We start from the raw sequence: 19,104 nt of genomic DNA on the forward strand, positions 1-19,104 counted from the left end.
GATTGGGCCCCAACGCATTCCACGGCGGCCTCAATGGCCGCGCCGGTCTCGCGGCAAGTACGTCGGCAGCGTCACCTCTTCGTGGTCGAGTTCGCGTTCGAGCACCCGAAGGCTCCGATCGGGCAGCATGCCGGCGTCACGCCAGCGCACCAGTTCGTCGCGCTCGGCATCGATGGCCGCCCGCCGGATCGCGACGGCCGCCTCGTATTCGGGGTAGTTGGGTAAGTCGTCGGCATCCGACAGAAGATCGAGCCGACGTTGATACCGCTCGAGCCGGGCGCACAACTGCCTTCGCACCCCGTCGATCGTTCTGGCGTCGGCGTCGCTGCCATGACCCAGCTCATCGAGTGTGTCGAGGGCAGCGCGAACGGCGGCCGTGCGCGCCCGATTACGCAGGCGCACTTCGTCGACGGCCTTCGCGTGAACGCCGAGAGCACGCACGACCGGGCCGAAAGTGCTGCCCTGCCCGATCAGCGTCACCAGCACGACCACGAGGGTGCAGAACAACAAGAGGTCCCGGACGGGAAACCGTGTGCCGCTGTCGGTTGCGAAGGGCACGGCGAAGATCGCAGCGAGGCTGACGACGCCGCGGGTGCCGGCCCAACTCAGCACGAGAATCTCACGGCCACTGAGTCTCTCCGTGTTGCGGTCGCGCTGAGGAGGGGGTTGGGTCGGATCATCGTCGTCGTCATCGCCGGTCCCCGTGACGTTGCCGAGCCGGGTATGCAGTGACCGCGGCAGTGACTGCGTAAGCATCAGCCACAGCGGCCGCACCAGCAGCACCGCCGCGGTGGTAACGGCGGTCGCCACGACGATGGTCGACACCGGGTAGCCGCGCAGGCCGTCGAGGATGGTCGGGAACTGCTGACCTATCAACAGGAAGACGAGGCCCTCAAGGAGGAAGTTGGCCAGCCGCCACACGGCCCGGGTCTGCAACCGGCTCGCGCCCGACTCCGACCGGGGTGAGTCGTGTCCGACGACCAATCCGCACACGACGACTGCCAGCACGCCCGACGCGTGCACCTTCTCGGCCGCGAGATAGGTCAGGAACGGTGTGGCCAGCGAGATCGCGTTGGCCGTCATCACGTCGTGCGGCAAGCGCCGCAGCAGGCGGCGACACCAAGCGAACGCCAGCCCGATCACCAGGCCGCCCACGGCGGCCAGAACGAACTCCCGGACCGCGAACGGGAACGAGAAGTCCGAACCCCTGGCCACCGTGATGGCCACCGACAAGGTGGTGAGCGCGGTCGCGTCGTTGAGCAGCCCCTCGCCTTCGATGAGCGTGACGATATTGAGCGGCAGACCCACCTTGCGGGCGACCGCGAGCGCGGCCACGGGATCGGTGGGTGCCACCGCAGCGCCGAGCACCGCACCCGCCGCGAGCGTCGCACCGCTGACGAGCAGGGCGAAGGCGGCGCCGACCGAAGCTGCGGTCAGCAGAACGAGGATGACCGACAAGCTGATGACCGTGCGCAAGTTGCGGCGTATCCCGACCAGCGACGACTCCAGTGCCGCGTTGTAGAGCAAAGGCGGCAATATGCAGGTCATCACGATGTCGGGCCGAAGGCCGACGTTCGGCCCCGGCAGCAGCCCGTAGCCGATACCGACGAGAGTGAGCAGCCCCGCGCTCGGGAGTCCGGTGCGGTCGCTGACCCAATTGACCACCACGATGGCGCCGACGGCGGCGAGCAGCAATGCCAAAGCCGTCTGCGCCCCCACGATCCCATTCTGCCGACAATTTGCTGGGGACGTCGGCGCCCTGCGACGATGCCGCACTGTTCGACGGCCCTGCTTGGCCGCGGGGCGCCCCGATAGCATGGTCGTCGACCCACCGACCTAGGAGAAACCACGCGATGAGCGCCCCGGCAAACCCGTCCCCAGCAGGCCCTATCCGGGTGCCGGCCGGGACCACCGCCGCGGCCGCGGTGCGGGAGGCGGGGCTGCCGGGCCGCGGGGAGCCCGACGCGGTCGTGGTGGTGCGCGACGCGGACGGCAAGCTGCGCGATTTGAGCTGGGTGCCCGAAGCCGACGTCGATGTTGTCCCGGTCGCCGCCAACACCGACGAGGGCCGCAGCGTCATCCGGCATTCGGCCGCACACGTGCTGGCCCAGGCCGTCCAGGGGCTGTTCCCGCAAGCCAAGTTGGGCATCGGTCCGCCCATCGCCGACGGCTTCTACTACGACTTCGACGTCTCGGAGCCGTTCACCCCCGAGGATCTGGCGGCGCTGGAAAAGCGGATGCGCCAGATCGTCAAAGAGGGACAGCTGTTCTCCCGGCGCGTCTACGAGTCCAAGGACCAGGCCCGCTCGGAGTTGGCCGGCGAGCCGTACAAGCTCGAACTCGTGGACGACAAGTCGGGCGACCCCGACATCATGGAGGTCGGGGGCGACGAGCTCACCGCCTACGACAACCTCAATCCTCGTACCCGGGAGAGGGTTTGGGGCGACCTGTGCCGCGGGCCGCACATCCCGACCACCAAGCACATCCCCGCGTTCAAGCTGACCCGAAGCTCCGCCGCCTATTGGCGGGGTGACCAGAAAAATGCCAGCCTGCAACGCATCTACGGCACCGCGTGGGAATCGCAGGAGGCGCTGGAGCGCCACCTCGAGCTGCTCGCCGAAGCCCAGCGCCGCGACCACCGCAAGCTGGGCACCGAGCTGGACCTGTTCAGCTTCCCCGATGAAATCGGTTCTGGGCTGGCGGTTTTCCACCCCAAGGGCGGCGTCGTCCGCAGGGAGCTGGAAGAATATTCGCGGCGCAAGCACATCGAGGCCGGGTACGAATTCGTCAACACACCGCACATCACCAAGGCGCAGCTGTTCCACACCTCGGGCCACCTGGACTGGTACGCCGACGGGATGTTCCCGCCGATGCACCTGGACGCCGAGCTGGCCGACGACGGCACGGTGCGCAAGCCCGGGCAGGACTACTACCTCAAGCCGATGAACTGCCCGATGCACACGCTGATCTTTCGGTCGCGGGGGCGGTCGTACCGCGAACTCCCGTTGCGGCTCTTCGAGTTCGGCACCGTGTACCGCTACGAGAAGTCCGGCGTGGTGCACGGCCTCACCCGGGCGCGCGGCTTCACCATGGACGACTCGCACATCTTCTGCACCCGCGAGCAGTTGCACGGCGAGCTGGCGTCACTGCTGCGGTTCGTCCTCGAGTTGCTCGGCGACTACGGGCTGGAAGACTTCTATCTGGAGCTCTCCACCAAAGACCCGGAGAAGTTCGTCGGCACCGACGAAATGTGGGAGCAGGCCACCAACTCCCTGGCCGAGGTGGCGGCCGAGTCGGGCCTTGAACTGGTTCCCGACCCCGGCGGCGCGGCGTTCTACGGCCCCAAGATCTCCGTGCAGGCCCGCGACGCGCTGGGCCGCAGCTGGCAGATGTCGACCATCCAGGTGGACTTCAACTTTCCGGAGCGCTTCGAGCTGGAGTACACCGCACCGGACGGAACCCGTCAGCGGCCCGTGATGATCCACCGCGCCCTGTTCGGATCGATCGAGCGATTCTTCGGCATCCTCACCGAGCACTACGCCGGGGCGTTCCCGGCGTGGCTGGCGCCCGTGCAGGTGGTCGGCATTCCCGTCGCCGACGAACACGTGCCCTACCTGGAAGGCATTGCCGCGCAGCTCAAATCGCACGGTGTGCGGGTGGAGGTGGACGGCAGCGACGACCGGATGGCGAAGAAGATCGTCCACCACACCGGCCAGAAGGTGCCGTTCATGTTGCTGGCCGGTGACCGCGACGTCGAGGCCAAGGCGGTGAGCTTCCGCTTCGGCGACCGCACGCAGATCAACGGTGTGCCACGGGACAGCGCCGTCGACGCCATCGTGGCCTGGATCGCCGATCGCCAAAATGCTGCTCCCACAGCCGAACTCGTAAAGGTGACCGGCGGTGAATAGACAGTGACCGAAGAGGAGCGCGCCGACGACACCATCCTGGACACCGGCGTCGGCGAAAGTGACCACCTGCAACGGCTGTGGACGCCGTACCGGATGAACTATCTGGCCGAAGCGCCGATGAAGCGCGACCCCAACTCGTCGGGCAAGACCGAGCAGCCGTTCACCGACATCCCGCGGTTGTCCGACGAGGAAGGTCTGGTGGTGGCCCGCGGCGAACTCGTCTACGCCGTCCTCAACCTCTACCCGTACAACCCCGGGCACCTGATGGTGGTGCCGTATCGACGGGTGTCCGAGCTCGAGGACCTCACCGAGGACGAGAGCGCGGAGCTGATGGCCTTCATGCAGAAGGCAATTCGCGTCATCAAGAACGTGTCGCGGCCGCACGGCTTCAACGTCGGCCTGAACCTCGGGACGTCGGCGGGCGGGTCACTGGCCGAACACCTGCACGTGCACGTGGTGCCGCGCTGGGGCGGCGACGCGAACTTCATCACCATCATCGGCGGGTCGAAGGTGATCCCGCAGTTGCTGCGCGAGACCCGCCGGCTGCTGGCCACGGAGTGGGCAAAGCAGTCATGAGGCTTGAGCGCTCATGAGTAAGGTGCCGTTCCTGTCGCGGGCGGCGTTCGCGCGGCTCACCACTCCGACCGCCCGCGCGTGCCTGCGGGTGGGATTGACGCCGGACGTGGTCACCATCCTGGGCACCATCGTCGCCGTGGCCGGGGCGCTGACCTTTTTCCCGATGGGCAAGCTCTTCATCGGCACGCTGGTGGTGTGGTTCTTCGTGTTGTTCGACATGCTCGATGGCGCGATGGCCCGCGAGCGCGGGGGCGGTACCCGTTTCGGCGCCGTGCTGGACGCCACGTGCGACCGTGTCAGCGACGGCGCGGTGTTCTGCGGACTGCTGTGGTGGGCCGCCTTCGGCCTGCACGACAAGCTGCTGGTGGTGGCGACCCTGATCTGCCTGGTCACGTCGCAGGTCATCTCCTACATCAAGGCGCGGGCCGAAGCGAGCGGGCTGCGCGGCGACGGCGGCATCATCGAACGACCGGAAAGGTTGATCATCGTGCTGGTAGGTGCCGGGGTGTCGGACTTACCCTTCGTGCCCTGGCCGCCGGCCCTGCCGGTGGCGATGTGGCTGCTGGCGGCGGCCAGCGTGGTCACTTGCGTGCAACGGCTGCACACGGTGCGGACCTCGCCCGGCGCGACGGAGCGCATGCCGTGATTCCGGGCATGAGTTTGTTGGCCACCCCCCGCCGCCTGGCATCGGGCACCGCCAGCGACTGGGCGTACGCGGCCGGCTGGATGGCCGTGCGGGCGATGCCGGAATTCGCCGCGCGCAGCGCGTTCGGGGCCGGAGCGCGCTATGCGGCGCGTGGCGGCGGCCCGGACCAACTGCGCAAGAACCTGGCCCGCGTCATCGGCGTACCGCCCGCCCAGGTCCCCGACGCGCTGATGCGGGCCTCGCTGGCTTCCTACGCCCGCTACTGGCGGGAGGCGTTCCGCCTGCCGACGATGGACCACCGCAAGCTCGCCAGGGAAATCGACGATTCGGTCCTCGGCCAAGACAACCTGGATGGGGCGCTGGCCGCGGGTCGCGGCGTTGTCCTGGCCCTGCCGCACAGCGGCAATTGGGATATCAACGGGGTGTGGTTGGCGCAGACCCGTGGCACTTTCACCACCGTCGCGGAGCGGCTCAAACCCGAGTCGCTGTACCGTCGTTTCATTGCCTACCGCGAACGCCTCGGCTTCGAGGTGCTGCCGCTGTCCGGGGGCGAACGGCCCCCGTTCGAGGTGCTGTGCGAGCGGCTGCGCGACAACGGGGTGGTGTGCTTGATGGCCGAACGCGACCTGACCCGCACCGGCGTCGAAGTCGAATTCTTCGGCGAACTCACCCGGATGCCGGCCGGGCCGGCGAAGCTGGCGATCGCGACGGGCGCGGCGCTGCTCCCCTCGCACTGCTGGTTCGAGGGCGACGGCTGGGGCTGCAACATGCAGCCGCCGCTCGATTGCAGCAGCGGTGACGTCGGCGTCATCACCCAGGCGCTGGCCGACGAGTTCGCCAAAAACATCGCCGTGTACCCCGAGGACTGGCACATGCTGCAACCGCAGTGGCTGGCCGATCTGTCCGAAGCCAAGCAGGCGCGGCTCAGGGAGACCTGATGCGAATCGGGATGGTCTGCCCATACTCGTTCGACGTGCCGGGTGGGGTGCAGTCGCATGTCCTGCAGCTGGCCGAGGTGATGCGCCGGCGCGGGCACGAGGTGAGCGTCCTCGCGCCGGCTTCGCCGCACGCGGCCCTGCCGGACTACGTCGTGTCCGCCGGCAAGGCCGTGCCAATTCCCTACAACGGCTCGGTGGCCCGGCTACGGTTCGGTCCGGCCACCCACCGCAAGGTCAAAAAGTGGCTTGCCGAAGGCGATTTCGACGTCCTTCACCTGCACGAGCCGAACGCACCGAGCCTGTCGATGCTGGCCCTGAACATCGCCGCGGGGCCGATCGTTGCGACCTTTCACACCTCAACCACCAAATCGCTGACGCTGACGGTGTTTCAGGGCATCCTGCGGCCGATGCACGAGAAGATCGTGGGCCGGATCGCCGTATCCGACCTGGCCCGCCGCTGGCAGATGGAGGCGCTGGGCACCGACGCGGTCGAGATCCCCAACGGAGTAGACGTCGACTCGTTCGCGTCGGCGCCGCGGCTGGACGGCTACCCGCGGCCGGGCAAGACGGTGCTGTTCCTGGGCCGCTACGACGAGCCCCGCAAGGGCATGTCGGTCCTGCTCGACGCCCTGCCCGGGGTGGTCCAGCATTTCCCGGACGTGCAGCTGCTCATCGTCGGCCGCGGCGACGAGGACGATTTGCGCGGGCAGGCAGGCGAATTGGTGCAGCACATCCGCTTTCTTGGTCAAGTCGACGACGCCGGGAAGGCGTCGGCGATGCGCAGCGCCGACGTGTACTGCGCGCCGCACCTCGGCGGCGAGAGCTTCGGCATCGTCCTGGTCGAGGCGATGGCCGCCGGCACCGCGGTGGTGGCCAGCGACCTGGACGCCTTCCGGCGCGTGCTGTGTGACGGCGAAGTCGGGTGCCTGGTGCCGGTCGGCGACGGCGTAGCGCTCGCGGACGCCCTGGTTTCGGTGCTAGAAAACGATGTGCTGCGCGAACGCTATGTGGCGGCCGGTTCGGCCGCGGTTCAGCGCTACGACTGGTCGGTGGTGGCCAGCCAGATCATGCGCGTATACGAGACGGTCGCCGCGTCCGGCGCCAAAGTCGAGGTCGCGAGCTGATGACGTGGCTGATCGTCGCCATCGCGGTAGTGGTCGGGCTCCTGGCCATCTTGGGCGCCTGGGCCTACCAGACCGCCAACCGGCTGGACCGGCTGCACGTCCGCTACGACCTGTCCTGGCAGGCGCTCGACGGTGCGCTGGCGCGGCGCGCGGTGGTCGCGCGTGCGGTCGCCATCGACGCCTACGGCGGTGCCTCGCAGGGCAGGCGGCTGGCCGCGCTGGCCGACGCCGCCGAGGCCGCGCCGCGGCAGTCGCGTGAGGCGTGCGAAAACGAACTGTCGGCCGCGCTGGCGATCGTCGATCCGGCGTCGCTGCCGGCCGGGCTGATCGCCGAGCTGGCCGACGCCGAGGCCCGGGTGGTGCTGGCCCGCCGCTTCCACAACGACGCCGTCCGGGACACCCTTGCACTGCGCGAGCAATTCCTGGTACGGACCCTACGTCTCGGCGGAACCGCCGCGCTGCCCAGCTATTTCGAGATCGTCGAACGGCCCCACGCGCTGGCGCACGGCGATCATGGGGTGCTCAGCCACCGCACGTCGGCGCGCGTCGTGCTGCTCGACGAGACGGGTGCGGTGCTGCTGCTGCGCGGTTCGGATCCGGCGATCGGCCACGGCAAAGCCCCTAAATGGTGGATCACAGTTGGGGGCGAGGTGCGCAAGGGGGAGCGGCTCGCCGAGGCCGCCGCCCGGGAGTTGACCGAAGAGACCGGGCTGCGGGCCGCGCCCGGCGAGATGGTCGGCCCGGTGTGGCGGCGCGACGAGGTGTTCGAGTTCAACGGCTCTTTGATCGACAGCGAAGAGTTCTATTTCGTTTACCGCACCCACCGGTTCGAGCCGTCCGCCGCGGGCCGAACGGACCTGGAACGCAGCTACATCCACGGCCACCGCTGGTGCGATGCCGCTGACATCGCGCGACTGGCCGCGGCCGGCGAGACGGTGTACCCGATGCAGCTTTCCGAATTGCTCGCCGACGCCGCCGCGCTGGCGGGCGGCCGGACGCCGGGCCCGCTGGTGTCCATTCGCTGACGCGGTCAGAACCCGCTCGCGAAACCGTTGGGGACCAGCGGCGGCAATCCCGCAAACAGCGGGTTCCCGATTCCGGACGCCACGCCTTGGCCGAGATACCCGGCAACACTCACCGGACCCGGGAAAAGTCCGGGCGCATAACCCAGGTCGACGATCGGCTTGAGGAACGGTTGAAGCAAGTCCGCCAACGGATTTCCGATGATGGGCAGGAACATGCGCAGGGGGTCGAGCAGCGGCAACTGCGTGGTGGGCATGAAATAGAAAGTCAGGTTGCCGATCTGCTGGTGCAGAGCGCTGGCGACTTGCGCCGCCGAGAGGAAGGGCACCGTATGGTGCAGATAAAGGAACCCGAAGAGGGCGTTGAGGTCAGACGGAAGCCACAAGGGATGCAGCGGGAAGTCGGCGATCGCGTCGTATTGCAGCGTGAAAATGGACGTCGCGTAGGACGTCGTCAGCGGGGTGGCGAAGTGGAACGCGCCGAAGCCCGGAATGTAGTGCGTCAAGATGCCGCCCATCGGATTGTTCGGGTCGGCGAGCAACACGAAGTTGAGCAAATCCTGACTCGGCCGTAGGGCGGCCGGCAGAGCTTGCAGGTAGCGCATTTCCATGCTGGCAATGGTCGCGCTCTGCGAATAACCAACCACGACAACGTGATTGCCGGCAGCGGTCTGGGTCAGGATCGCACTGTTCAGTGTTGCCACACCCTGGTAGACCGACTTGCCGAAGGTTTCGCTGCCGAGCCCGGTGATCGGCCAAAACTGTTCCGGCGTATGCAAACTCACCAGGGTGTAGCCTGAGTAATTCTGGGCGAGATACGCCTGTTCGATGGACGTCATGTACTTGAGGTCCGGCGACGGGTTCCCGGTACCCCCCATGATCAGCGCGATCTTGTCCGACGCCGTCGACGACTGCATGGCGGCCGCATTGGTGGCCTCCGTTTGGGCGTACGCGTTCTTCGCGGTGATCAGGGTTTGCACGAACTGGTTGTGAAACAGTTCCGCCTGCACACTGAGCGCCTGGTACTGCTGGGCATGCGTGTCCAGCATCGCCGCCACGCGCACCGACACCGAATCCGTGGCCGGGGGTAGCACTCCCGTCGTGGGGGCGGCCACGGCCGCGTTCGTCGCCTCCAGGGACGAGCCGATCGCTTGCAACTCGTCGGCGGCCGTCGCCATCGCGTCGGGGTCGGTGATCACGAACGACATCGGCGCTCCGCCTGACTAGCTCGGCACCGCGCGCGGTGCCAGACCTTCGCGCGTTCCGGTGACCGAATGTGTGGCGGTGGCCGTCCCTCGCCCGGGAATGCCCGTGGAGGACAGGTGCGGCGTGGTGGGCAGGGTGGCCGAAATGGGGCTGACGGGGGCAGTGGGTGCGACGGTGGCCGCGGGAGTCGGGGCCGCCGTCGGCGCCGCGTCGGCCCAGGCCGCCGGCACGGACAGCGCCCCAATCGAACCGCTCCGGCCCACACTCGCCGAGACCACGCGCCCCGCGAGCTGCGCGGTCATGGGACTGCCGGTGCCCGGACTGACCGTGGACGCGAGGACCGGATCCATCGCGGGGACGCTGCCGGTGCTGCCCAGCAACGGATTGGCTCCCGACATCAGCTGGCCCACCATCATGTTCATGGGTTCCATCGCGAACTGGGCGGGCGTCGAGAGCATCTGCAGCTGCGACATCGGGTTCATGAGTTGCTGGGTCAGTGACTGACTCAGGGCCTGAAACAGCTCCTGAGCGAAGGAGGTGAAGGTCGGGGTGGGCAGGCTCGTCAGGGTGAGGGGCGGGTTGCTGAACGGCGTCCACGTCGCCTCGGCCGCCCGGGTGCTGGCGTCGTATGTGGTCATGGCCGCCACGTCCTGGGCCCACATTTCGGCGTACTGGGCTTCGGTCGCCGCGATAGCCGCGGTGTTCTGGCCCAGGATGTTGGTCGCGATCAGCGACATCAGTAGCGCACGGTTGGCCGCAATCACTTCCGGGGGCACCGTCGCCATGAACGCCGCCTCGAACGCGGCGGCCGATAACCGGGTTTGGTTGGCCACCAGCTCCGCCTGCGCCGACGTCGCGGTCATCCACTGCACGTACGGGGCGGCGGCCGTCGCCATGGTCATCGACGCCGGACCCTGCCATGCCCCACCCGTCAGGGTCGACACCGTCGACTGGAAGGAACTTGCCGCTGAGCTCAATTGGGCGGCCAACGCATCCCACGCCGCCGCCGCTGCCCACATCGAACCCGAGCGCGGTCCCGCGTACATCCGCGCCGAGTTGATCTCCGGCGGCAAGAGCACGAAATCCGGCAACATCCTGACCCCTCCTCAGCCAGGTCGGCGGCCACCTTTCCCGCAACCGGGCGGCCCGCTATCCGTCGGGTTCGAATCCGTGATGTGAGCAAACTAACCATGAAGTGTGTAACAACGGGTCGTTTTTCGGGCCTAGGGTCAATTGGCCCCTTTTGTGAGTCCCGCAGTCGGAAAACTCGTTTCAGCCCCCACTAGACTGGGTCGACAACGGTTGAAGGAGATCAGCAGTGGATACCGCCGCTTCACCCAACGGCAGCGGGCGAACGGGAACCGCGCGCGTCAAGCGCGGCATGGCCGAGATGCTCAAGGGCGGCGTCATCATGGACGTCGTCACCCCGGAGCAGGCGCGCATCGCGGAGGGCGCCGGCGCCGTCGCGGTGATGGCGCTGGAACGGGTGCCCGCCGACATCCGCGCCCACGGCGGGGTGTCGCGGATGAGCGACCCCGACATGATCGAGGGCATCATCGCCGCGGTCACCATCCCGGTGATGGCCAAGGCGCGCATCGGGCATTTCGTCGAGGCGCAGATCCTGCAAAGCCTCGGCGTCGACTACGTCGACGAGTCCGAGGTGCTGACCCCGGCGGACTACACCCACCACATCGACAAGTGGAAGTTCACCGTGCCGTTCGTCTGCGGCGCGACCAACTTGGGCGAGGCGCTGCGGCGCATCAGCGAGGGCGCGGCGATGATCCGGTCCAAGGGCGAGGCCGGCACCGGAGACGTCTCCAACGCGACCACGCACATGCGAGCGATCAGCGGCGAGATCCGCCGGCTGACGTCGATGTCGGAAGACGAATTGTACGTGGCCGCAAAGGAATTGCGGGCGCCCTACGACCTCGTCGTCGAGGTGGCCCGCGCCGGCAAGCTCCCCGTCACCCTGTTCACGGCGGGCGGCATCGCGACCCCCGCCGACGCGGCGATGATGATGCAGCTCGGAGCCGAGGGTGTGTTCGTCGGCTCGGGGATCTTCAAGTCCGGTGCGCCCGAGCACCGCGCCGCCGCGATCGTCAAGGCCACCACCTTCTACGACGACCCCGACGTGCTGGCCAAGGTCTCGCGCGGGCTGGGCGAGCCGATGGTGGGAATCAACGTCGAGCAGATTGCTCAGCCCCATCGCCTCGCCGAACGCGGCTGGTAAGCCGAGGGCTATTGGTGGCGATCGAAGAGATCCTTGATCTCGAGCAACTCGAGGTCAACATCTACCGCGGGCGGGTGTTCAGCCCGGAGTCCGGATATTTCCAGCGCACGTTCGGCGGGCACGTGGCGGGGCAGTCGCTGGTTTCGGCGGTGCGCACCGTCGACCCGCACTACCAGGTCCACTCGCTGCACGGCTACTTCCTGCGGCCCGGGGACGCCAACGAGCCCACCGTCTTCATCGTCGAGCGCACCCGCGACGGCGGCTCGTTTGCCACCCGGCGCGTCAACGCCATCCAGCACGGCGAAATCATCTTCAGCATGGGGGCGTCCTTCCAGACCGACCAGGAGGGTATCCACCACCAGGACGTCATGCCGGCCGCGCCGCCGCCCGAGGGGCTGCCCGGCCTGGACTCGATCAAGGTGTTCGACGACGCGGGGTTCAAGCAGTTCGAGGAGTGGGACGTCTGCATCGTGCCGCGCGAGCGCCTGCAGCTCTCGCCCGGCAAGGCCTCCCAACAACAGGTGTGGTTTCGCCACCGCGACCCGCTGCCCGACGATCCGGTGCTGCACATCTGCGCGCTGGCCTACATGAGCGACCTCACGCTCCTGGGATCGGCGCAGGTCAACCACCTAGACGTGCGCGAGCACCTGCAGGTGGCGTCGCTGGACCACGCGATGTGGTTCATGCGGGCGTTCCGGGCCGACGAGTGGCTGCTCTACGACCAGTCGTCCCCGTCGGCCAGCGGTGGCCGCTCGCTGTGCCAGGGCAAGATCTTCACCCAGTCCGGCGAGATGGTGGCGGCGGTCATGCAGGAGGGGCTGACCCGCTTCCAGCGCGGATTCCAGCCGTGAGCCGTCCCCGGGTCGGGGTGCTGGCGCTGCAGGGCGATACCCGTGAGCACCTGGCCGCGCTGAGCGAAGCCGGGGCCGAGTCGATGCCGGTGCGGCGCCGCGGCGAGCTGGAGAAGGTCGACGGGCTGGTCATTCCCGGTGGCGAATCCACCACCATGAGCCACCTGCTGCTCGACCTCGACCTGCTGGCGCCGCTGCGCGGGCTGCTGGCCGACGGGCTGCCGGCCTACGGCGCGTGCGCCGGGATGATCCTGCTGGCCAGCGAGATCCTCGACGCCGGCGCCAGGCGGCGGCAGGCGCTGCCGCTGCGCGCGATCGATATGACCGTGCGGCGCAACGCCTTTGGGCGGCAGGTCGACTCGTTCGAGGGGGACATACCGTTCGTCGGTTTGGACGCTCCGGTGCGCGCGGTGTTCATCCGCGCCCCGTGGGTGGAGCGGGCCGGCGACGACGTCCAGGCGCTGGCCGAAGCGTCGGGGCACACGGTCGCGGTGCGGCAGGGCGCGAAGCTGGCGACGGCGTTTCACCCCGAGATGACCGGCGACCGGCGCATCCACCAGCTCTTCGTGGACATCGTCAACGGCAACGCCTGAAGCACCGGTCACATCCGTACCAACTTCGGGGGATTTGGTAATCCCCGAAATTGATAGCGCCGGCGATATCACGTCTGGGTAGAGGCATATCCTTCGGTTCTTGTGACTGCTGGGGCGGCTGGGCTACTAGGGAGCGGCAGGGCAATCGCAGCCAGCCGTCCACGTAGACTCGTCTGGCGAACTTTCGAAGACAGAAGAGGTAAGAGACACCAATGAGCGGCCATTCCAAGTGGGCCACCACCAAGCACCAGAAGGCCGTCAAAGACGCGCGCCGGGGCAAGGAGTTCGCCCGGCTCATCAAGAACATCGAAGTGGCCGCCCGGACCGGCGGCGGTGACCCGGCCGGCAATCCGACGCTCTACGACGCCATTCAGAAGGCGAAGAAGACGTCGGTGCCCAACGACAACATCGAGCGCGCCCGCAAGCGCGGCGCCGGCGAGGAAGCCGGCGGCGCCGATTACCAGACGATCATGTACGAGGGCTACGGGCCCAACGGCGTGGCGGTGCTGATCGAGTGCCTGACCGACAACCGCAACCGCGCGGCCGGCGAAGTCCGGGTGGCGGTGACCCGCAACGGCGGCACGATGGCCGATCCGGGCTCGGTGTCGTACCTGTTCACCCGCAAAGGCGTCGTCACGCTGGAGAAGAACGGGCTCACCGAGGACGACGTGCTGACGGCGGTCCTCGACGCCGGCGCGGAGGACGTCAACGACCTCGGTGAGAGCTTCGAGATCATCTCGGAGCCGACCGATCTGGTCGCGGTGCGCACAGCGTTGCAGGACGCCGGCATCGACTACGAGTCCGCCGAGGCCAGCTTCCAGCCTTCGGTCAGCGTGCCGGTGGATGTCGACGGCGCCCGGAAGGTTTTCAAGCTCGTCGACGCCCTGGAGGACAGCGACGATGTGCAGAACGTTTGGACCAACGTCGATTTGTCCGACGAAGTTTTGGCCGCTCTCGACGAGGACTGACTAGTCGATCGCAAGCGCGGCGCTGGCGCCGGGTGGAGCGGGCCGACGTCATCGGGTCTAGTCGTAACCGTGCCGCATGTCCTCGACGATGCGCGGATTGTCCAGGGTCGAGGGTTCAAGCGGACGGGCGCGGGTGTCGTCCGGAAACACCGTGGCGGCGTCGAGGACGCGCTGGTTGAGGAAGCGCAGCGGAGGCGCGTTGGGCGGCACGGTGGGCGTGGGCGCGCCGCCGGCGCGGCGCGCCAGCGCGAAACCCCAGTCACCGAACGTCGGCACATAGACGTGGTAGGGCGTCACCACATAGCCGGCCGCGCGGATCGACGCCGTGGTGCGCCAGAACGCGGTCTGCGTCGAGAACGGGCTGCCCGCCTGCACGACCATCAGTCCGTCGGTGGCGAGCGCGTGCCCGATAAGTGCGTAGAACTCGGTCGAATACAGCCGGCCCAGGACCGGGGTGTCGGGGTCGGGGAGGTCGACGATGACCGCGTCGAAGCCGCCGGGCGGGACGACGTCCGGGTGCGGCGAGCGCAACCAGCGCATCGCGTCGTCGATCACCACCTTGACCCGCGGGCTGTCCAGCGAGCCGCCGTTGGCCCTGCGCATCGTGGTGCGCGCCAGCCGGATCACCGCGGGGTCGAGCTCCACCTGCACGATCCTCGTGATGCCCGGCTGGCGCAGCAGCTCGCGGGCCACCAGCCCGTCGCCGCCGCCGAGGACGAGGACCGATCGCGCGCCGGCCCCGAGCGCGGGGTAGACCAGGCTTTCGGTGTAGCGGTACTCGTCCCGGGTGGAGAACTGCAGCCCCCCGTCGAGGTACAGCCGCATGTCGTTACCGCGCTGGGTGACCACGATCTCCTGGTAGGCCGAATGTTGGTAGGCGATGATCGGGTCGGCGTAGAGGCGTTGCCTGCTGGTCGTCTCGATGTCGGCCGAACGGGCCAGCAGCGTGGCCAGTAGCGCGAGCGCGGCGGCGAGCGCGCACAGCGCCGTCACCAGTTGTCGGGTCGAAACGACCCGCCGCAGTACGAAGATCGCCACGACGGCCGCCGCCAGCAGATTGACGATGCCGGTGGCCGCGGCGCCGCGGATCATGCCCAGCTGGGGCAGCAGCAGGAACGGCCACACCAGCCCGCCCAGCAGCGCGCCGAGGTAATCGGCGGCGTTGAGGTTGGCTAGCGTCCGGCCGGTGTCGGGCGCCTCGCCGCTGCGGCCGCGTTGCAGCATCGTCATCAGCAGCGGCACCTCGGCGCCGACCAGCCCACCGATCAGGGCCGTGCCCACCGCCAGCATCCACATCGATTCGTCGTCGATGAACGCGAAAACCGTGTACAGCGCCGCCGCGGACAAGCCGCCGACGATGCTCAGCAGCACCTCCACCGCGACGAACGCGACGGCCGCGTGGGCCAGCAACGGCTTGACCAGCAGGGCACCGACGCCAAGAGCGGCGATGTAGCCCGCGACGATCAGTGACGTGGCGACGATCCCGCCGCCGTTCAGGCTCGCCGCCAGCGTCAGCAGCGCGAGTTCGTAGATGATGCCGGACGCCGCGCATGCCGCGACGGCAGCCAGCAGCACGGCCCGCCAGCGCCCGGGAGGCTCCGCGGGCCGATTCACCTCCGGCGCCGGCAGATCAACGGATGTCATGACACCGCAGCGGCCGTGACCCCTCCGACCGCGAGCAATATCAGCGCCACCGCGAACGATCCCGGGTGCAACTCCGGCTCGTCGATGTGCTCGTGGAAACTGCCCGGTATCAGCAGGTGCATCGTGAGCAGTGCTATCCCCAGCAGGATCACACCCATCAGCCCGTACACCGCCACGCCGACCAGCCCCTGGCCCAGCTGGCTATAGCTGTTCGCGATGGCGGTGATGATGACGATGGTCAGGGCGACATACATCGCGCCCGCGACCATGACGGCGTTGGGGCGGCGGTCGATGAACACCAGTCGGCGCAGATTGCCCGGGGTCAACACGTCGACCGCGTAGAACCCGACAAGAAGCACTGCCATGCCGACCAGGAAGTACAGGATCGTCGCGAGTGCGCCCTTCAGGACGGGATTGAGGTCGACGGTGCCGATCTCGACGGCGAGGTACATGTTTTTCTCCTTTGTGGTGGTGAGCCGTCACTTGGTTCCGCCGGGGCCCCCGGGCGTACCTCCGGCGCCGCCCGAGGGCGAGCCGGGGGTGAATCCGGGGCCCAGGAAGATGAAGGAGCCGTGGCTGTATCCGGCGTTCAGGCCTTCCAGGCGGATGCTGCACGGGCGATTGCCCTCGGGGCCCACGATCACGATGTTGTTGCTGTAGCGCAGGTACTCACTGTCGCCGTTGGCGGCACGCGCCTCGGGGGCCTGATACTCGGCGAGCGTGTCGGCCACGTCGTCGGGGGGTCCGCTGCATTCGTACCGCTTCCCGTTCGCGTCGTGGGAGTACTCGTGATAGTGGCCCGCGATGTAGGAAGCAATACTCTTCTGCGACAAGATGATTCCGGGGATCAGGCAGGCGACGGCGGCGACGGCCAGCGCCCCGGCGATCAAGAACAGGCGGTTGCGGCTCACGGGTGCCACCGGCTAACGGTGTGGACCACGTCGCCGCCGCAGCCAAAAGGACTGCGCGGGTAGAGATGCCAGGTCTGCCAATGCCAGCCGGCGCCGTCGGGTTCGGCGGCCAACGCGGTCAGCGCGGCGTCGTCGCCAGGGAAAGTTCCACCGAGCCAACCCTTTTCGCGCGCGCACAGGTCACGCAGGTCGCGCGCCATGCGGCGGAAGGCCGCTTCGTCGTACGACTCGGTGCGGGTTTGCAGGGAGTAGCCGGGCGCGGCCGTGTGCTCCGGCAGGTCGACGCCGACGCCGCGTGCCGTGCAGGAGACCTCCTCGGAGAACCGGCCCGCGGCGTGCTCGACCGTGACGACGTGCGACGCGCCGAGGACCCCGAGCCGGAGCGCTCCGTCGTCGGGGTGGTGCAGAAGGCAGGTCGCCAGCGGCGGCGGTGCGGGCGCGTTGAGCGCGAGACCGAGCTTCTGCCCGGAGACGTCCGAAGGTTCTACGGCGAGCTGATGAAGGGGCACCGACGCGCCCTAGGGGGAGGAGGGCGGGGGCGCCGGATACACGGTCAGCTCGCCCGTCAGCACGGGCTTGCCGGTCGAAACCTCCCACGGCATGCCCGGCGCCCAGCGCTCGAAGGAGAGCAGGGCGGACTCGTCGGAGTTGGCGCAGTCGACGAACTCCATGTCGCCGCCCGCGGGCAGGCCCGTCGTGCCCTCGGTGGTGAACGAGGCGCGACCGCGTTCGGACTCGTGAAACGTCACCCCGTCGACGACGTAGGAGTCGCCCGGCTGCAGCCGGAGGTCCTTGCGGCTGACCCACATCGCCAGCTCGAGGCGCCCGTCGTCCTCTTCGACGCTGAACCAGATCGGCTGGTCGCCGCCCTCCAGCAGGTGCTCCCACCACACGAACGGGCCCTCGCGATACGTCACCGATCCGCGCACCACATAATCGACGCCGCCGTAGCTGACGATCGCGCCGGGGCCGAGCTGCCGCGGGCCGAATTCCGGCATCGCGTTGAACGAGAGAGGGTCTTGGCGTCCGCGCGGGGGGCCCGACTGCTTGGGTCGTCGCAAAGCGATGACCAGTACCACGATGGACGCGATGAACAGCACGATCGCGATAATGACCAGCAGTGATCCCACGCGAACCCTTCCGTTTGCCACATTGCTCGAGCGAACGTCGGCTAAAGCTAACAGCTTTTGCGTGAATTCGGCGCTGTAACGTCCCGGCCGGGAATCGGCGGGCGCGGCCGCGTGTCGTCCGCGTTTCGGTCGGTCCCGGCCGCTAGGGTATCGAACAGCTGTTCTACAGGTGGGAGCGGGCAATGCGCGTGATGGGCGTCGACCCCGGACTGACCCGATGCGGACTGTCGGTGGTGGAAAGTGGGCGCGGGCGCAACGTGGTCGCGCTGGACGTCGACGTGGTGCGGACCCCGTCTGATGTGCCGCTGGCCCATAGGTTGCTCGCCATCAGCGATGCGGTCGAGCACTGGCTGGCCACCCATCAACCGGATGTGGTGGCCATCGAGCGGGTGTTCTCCCAGCTGAACGTCTCGACGGTGATGGGCACCGCGCAGGCGGGCGGGGTGGTCGCTCTCGTGGCCGCCAAGCGCGGCATCGACGTGCACTTCCATACGCCGAGCGAGGTGAAGGCCGCGGTGACCGGCAACGGCGCCGCCGACAAGGCTCAGGTCACCGCGATGGTCACCAAAATCCTTGCGCTGCAAGCCAAACCGACACCGGCCGACGCCGCCGACGCGCTGGCGCTGGCGATCTGTCATTGCTGGCGGGCGCCGATGATGGCCCGGATGGCCGCGGCCGAGGCGCTGGCCGAGCAACAGCGGCATAAATATCTGGCCAAGCTGAAGGCCGCGCGATGATCGCCTCGGTGCGCGGTGAGGTGCTCGAGGTGGCGCTCGACCATGCGGTGATCGAGGCCGCCGGCGTCGGCTATCGGGTGAACGCCACACCGTCGACCCTGGCGACGTTGCGCACCGGGACCGAGGCCCGGCTGATCACCGCGATGGTGGTTCGCGAGGACTCGATGACGCTGTACGGGTTCCCCGACTCGGACACCCGCGATCTGTTCCTGACGCTGCTGACGGTGTCCGGCGTGGGGCCACGGCTGGCGATGGCGACGCTGGCGGTTCACGACGCCGCCACACTGCGGCAGGTGCTGCACGACAGCGATGTCACCGCGCTGACCCGGGTGCCAGGGATCGGCAAGCGCGGCGCCGAGCGGATGGTGCTCGAGCTGCGGGACAAGGTCGGTGCCGTCGCCGTGGGCGCCCCGGGTGGTACACCCGCGGTGAACGGGCACGCGGTGCGGGGGCCGGTGGTGGAGGCCCTGGTCGGCCTCGGCTTCGCCGTCAAGCAGGCTGAAGAGGCCACCGACAAGGTGCTGGCCACCGAGCAGGATGCGACGACGTCCGGCGCCCTGCGCGCCGCCCTGTCGCTGCTGGGTAAGTCCCGATGACGCGCGCCGGCGACGATGCAGTGG

At 68.3% G+C, this 19,104-nt stretch carries 20 protein-coding genes; 12 read left to right on the forward strand and 8 right to left on the reverse strand.

Features of this window, described 5'->3' with window-relative positions; genetic code table 11:
- Positions 1-30: 30 nt before the first annotated feature.
- The gene (locus tag A5678_RS05625; RefSeq protein WP_068039691.1) at positions 31-1,818 is read right to left on the reverse strand and encodes a sodium:proton antiporter; all 1,788 of its coding nucleotides are present in this window, start codon (positions 1,816-1,818) and stop codon (positions 31-33) included.
- 35 nt (positions 1,819-1,853) lie between these two features.
- Here A5678_RS05625 and thrS point away from each other — a divergent pair, with 35 nt between their 5' ends.
- From thrS to A5678_RS05655, 6 genes are read left to right on the forward strand one after another with little or no spacing between them, the layout of a single operon-like run.
- The gene (thrS, locus tag A5678_RS05630; RefSeq protein ID WP_068039695.1) at positions 1,854-3,908 is read left to right on the forward strand and encodes a threonine--tRNA ligase; all 2,055 of its coding nucleotides are present in this window, start codon (positions 1,854-1,856) and stop codon (positions 3,906-3,908) included.
- Positions 3,909-3,911: 3 nt separating this feature from the next.
- A complete protein-coding gene (locus A5678_RS05635) occupies positions 3,912-4,484 on the forward strand; it encodes an HIT domain-containing protein (RefSeq protein ID WP_068039698.1) in 573 nt (190 codons plus the stop codon).
- Positions 4,485-4,497: 13 nt separating this feature from the next.
- Positions 4,498-5,130: a phosphatidylinositol phosphate synthase gene (pgsA, locus tag A5678_RS05640; protein WP_068039701.1), complete on the forward strand. Its 633-nt coding sequence runs from the start codon at positions 4,498-4,500 to the stop codon at positions 5,128-5,130.
- Positions 5,131-5,138: 8 nt separating this feature from the next.
- Positions 5,139-6,068 carry a phosphatidylinositol mannoside acyltransferase gene (locus tag A5678_RS05645; protein WP_068039779.1) on the forward strand — a complete coding sequence of 310 codons (930 nt, stop codon included), beginning with the start codon at positions 5,139-5,141 and terminating at the stop codon, positions 6,066-6,068.
- Entirely contained in the window at positions 6,068-7,192 is a 1,125-nt protein-coding gene (locus tag A5678_RS05650) for a glycosyltransferase family 4 protein (protein WP_068039704.1), read from the forward strand. The genes A5678_RS05645 and A5678_RS05650 overlap by 1 nt, the downstream gene beginning before the upstream one ends.
- The gene (locus A5678_RS05655; protein WP_068039707.1) at positions 7,192-8,217 is read left to right on the forward strand and encodes an NUDIX domain-containing protein; all 1,026 of its coding nucleotides are present in this window, start codon (positions 7,192-7,194) and stop codon (positions 8,215-8,217) included. The genes A5678_RS05650 and A5678_RS05655 overlap by 1 nt, the downstream gene beginning before the upstream one ends.
- A 5-nt stretch (positions 8,218-8,222) precedes the next feature.
- Here the strand turns inward: A5678_RS05655 and A5678_RS05660 are convergent, their stop codons facing one another.
- Together A5678_RS05660 and A5678_RS05665 are read right to left on the reverse strand one after the other, a co-directional pair.
- Entirely contained in the window at positions 8,223-9,422 is a 1,200-nt protein-coding gene (locus tag A5678_RS05660; protein WP_068039709.1) for a PE-PPE domain-containing protein, read from the reverse strand.
- Between the two features lie 15 nt (positions 9,423-9,437).
- The gene (locus tag A5678_RS05665) at positions 9,438-10,514 is read right to left on the reverse strand and encodes a PPE family protein (protein ID WP_082945407.1); all 1,077 of its coding nucleotides are present in this window, start codon (positions 10,512-10,514) and stop codon (positions 9,438-9,440) included.
- A gap of 224 nt (positions 10,515-10,738) precedes the next feature.
- Between A5678_RS05665 and pdxS the strand changes: the two genes are divergently transcribed.
- The 4 genes from pdxS to A5678_RS05690 all read left to right on the forward strand — a co-directional run bounded on the left by pdxS (position 10,739) and on the right by A5678_RS05690 (position 14,062).
- Entirely contained in the window at positions 10,739-11,650 is a 912-nt protein-coding gene (gene pdxS / locus A5678_RS05675; protein WP_068039719.1) for a pyridoxal 5'-phosphate synthase lyase subunit PdxS, read from the forward strand.
- 14 nt (positions 11,651-11,664) lie between these two features.
- Entirely contained in the window at positions 11,665-12,501 is an 837-nt protein-coding gene (gene tesB / locus A5678_RS05680) for an acyl-CoA thioesterase II (protein WP_068039781.1), read from the forward strand.
- The gene (gene pdxT, locus A5678_RS05685) at positions 12,498-13,094 is read left to right on the forward strand and encodes a pyridoxal 5'-phosphate synthase glutaminase subunit PdxT (RefSeq protein ID WP_068039723.1); all 597 of its coding nucleotides are present in this window, start codon (positions 12,498-12,500) and stop codon (positions 13,092-13,094) included. The genes tesB and pdxT overlap by 4 nt, the downstream gene beginning before the upstream one ends.
- 212 nt (positions 13,095-13,306) lie before the next feature.
- The gene (locus A5678_RS05690) at positions 13,307-14,062 is read left to right on the forward strand and encodes a YebC/PmpR family DNA-binding transcriptional regulator (protein WP_068012027.1); all 756 of its coding nucleotides are present in this window, start codon (positions 13,307-13,309) and stop codon (positions 14,060-14,062) included.
- Between the two features lie 57 nt (positions 14,063-14,119).
- Here A5678_RS05690 and A5678_RS05695 read toward each other — a convergent pair whose 3' ends face one another.
- Genes A5678_RS05695 through A5678_RS05715 form a run of 5 tightly spaced genes read right to left on the reverse strand, consistent with a single transcriptional unit; the run spans position 14,120 to position 17,747 of the window.
- Positions 14,120-15,706, reverse strand: coding sequence for a polyamine aminopropyltransferase (locus A5678_RS05695; RefSeq protein WP_068039726.1), 1,587 nt, complete (start codon positions 15,704-15,706; stop codon positions 14,120-14,122).
- Positions 15,703-16,158: a DUF350 domain-containing protein gene (locus A5678_RS05700; RefSeq protein WP_068039729.1), complete on the reverse strand. Its 456-nt coding sequence runs from the start codon at positions 16,156-16,158 to the stop codon at positions 15,703-15,705. Before A5678_RS05700 ends, A5678_RS05695 begins: the two co-directional genes overlap by 4 nt.
- A 27-nt stretch (positions 16,159-16,185) precedes the next feature.
- Positions 16,186-16,617, reverse strand: a complete 432-nt coding sequence (locus A5678_RS05705; protein WP_068039783.1) for a DUF4247 domain-containing protein — start codon at positions 16,615-16,617, stop codon at positions 16,186-16,188.
- Positions 16,614-17,126, reverse strand: coding sequence for a DUF2617 family protein (locus tag A5678_RS05710; protein ID WP_068039731.1), 513 nt, complete (start codon positions 17,124-17,126; stop codon positions 16,614-16,616). The genes A5678_RS05705 and A5678_RS05710 overlap by 4 nt, the downstream gene beginning before the upstream one ends.
- 9 nt (positions 17,127-17,135) lie before the next feature.
- On the reverse strand, positions 17,136-17,747 hold the full coding sequence (locus tag A5678_RS05715; RefSeq protein WP_068039734.1) for a DUF4178 domain-containing protein: 612 nt from the start codon (positions 17,745-17,747) through the stop codon (positions 17,136-17,138).
- A 182-nt stretch (positions 17,748-17,929) separates the two neighbouring features.
- Between A5678_RS05715 and ruvC the strand changes: the two genes are divergently transcribed.
- Together ruvC and ruvA are read left to right on the forward strand one after the other, a co-directional pair.
- Positions 17,930-18,484 (forward strand): crossover junction endodeoxyribonuclease RuvC, encoded by a 555-nt coding sequence (ruvC, locus tag A5678_RS05720; RefSeq protein ID WP_068039738.1) that lies wholly within the window; start codon positions 17,930-17,932, stop codon positions 18,482-18,484.
- Complete coding sequence (ruvA, locus tag A5678_RS05725; protein ID WP_068039741.1) at positions 18,481-19,080, forward strand: Holliday junction branch migration protein RuvA; 600 nt, start codon at positions 18,481-18,483, stop codon at positions 19,078-19,080. Before ruvC ends, ruvA begins: the two co-directional genes overlap by 4 nt.
- The last annotated feature ends 24 nt before the right edge of the window (positions 19,081-19,104 follow it).

This window comes from Mycobacterium sp. E2733 (assembly GCF_001667585.1).
Classification (GTDB): domain Bacteria; phylum Actinomycetota; class Actinomycetes; order Mycobacteriales; family Mycobacteriaceae; genus Mycobacterium.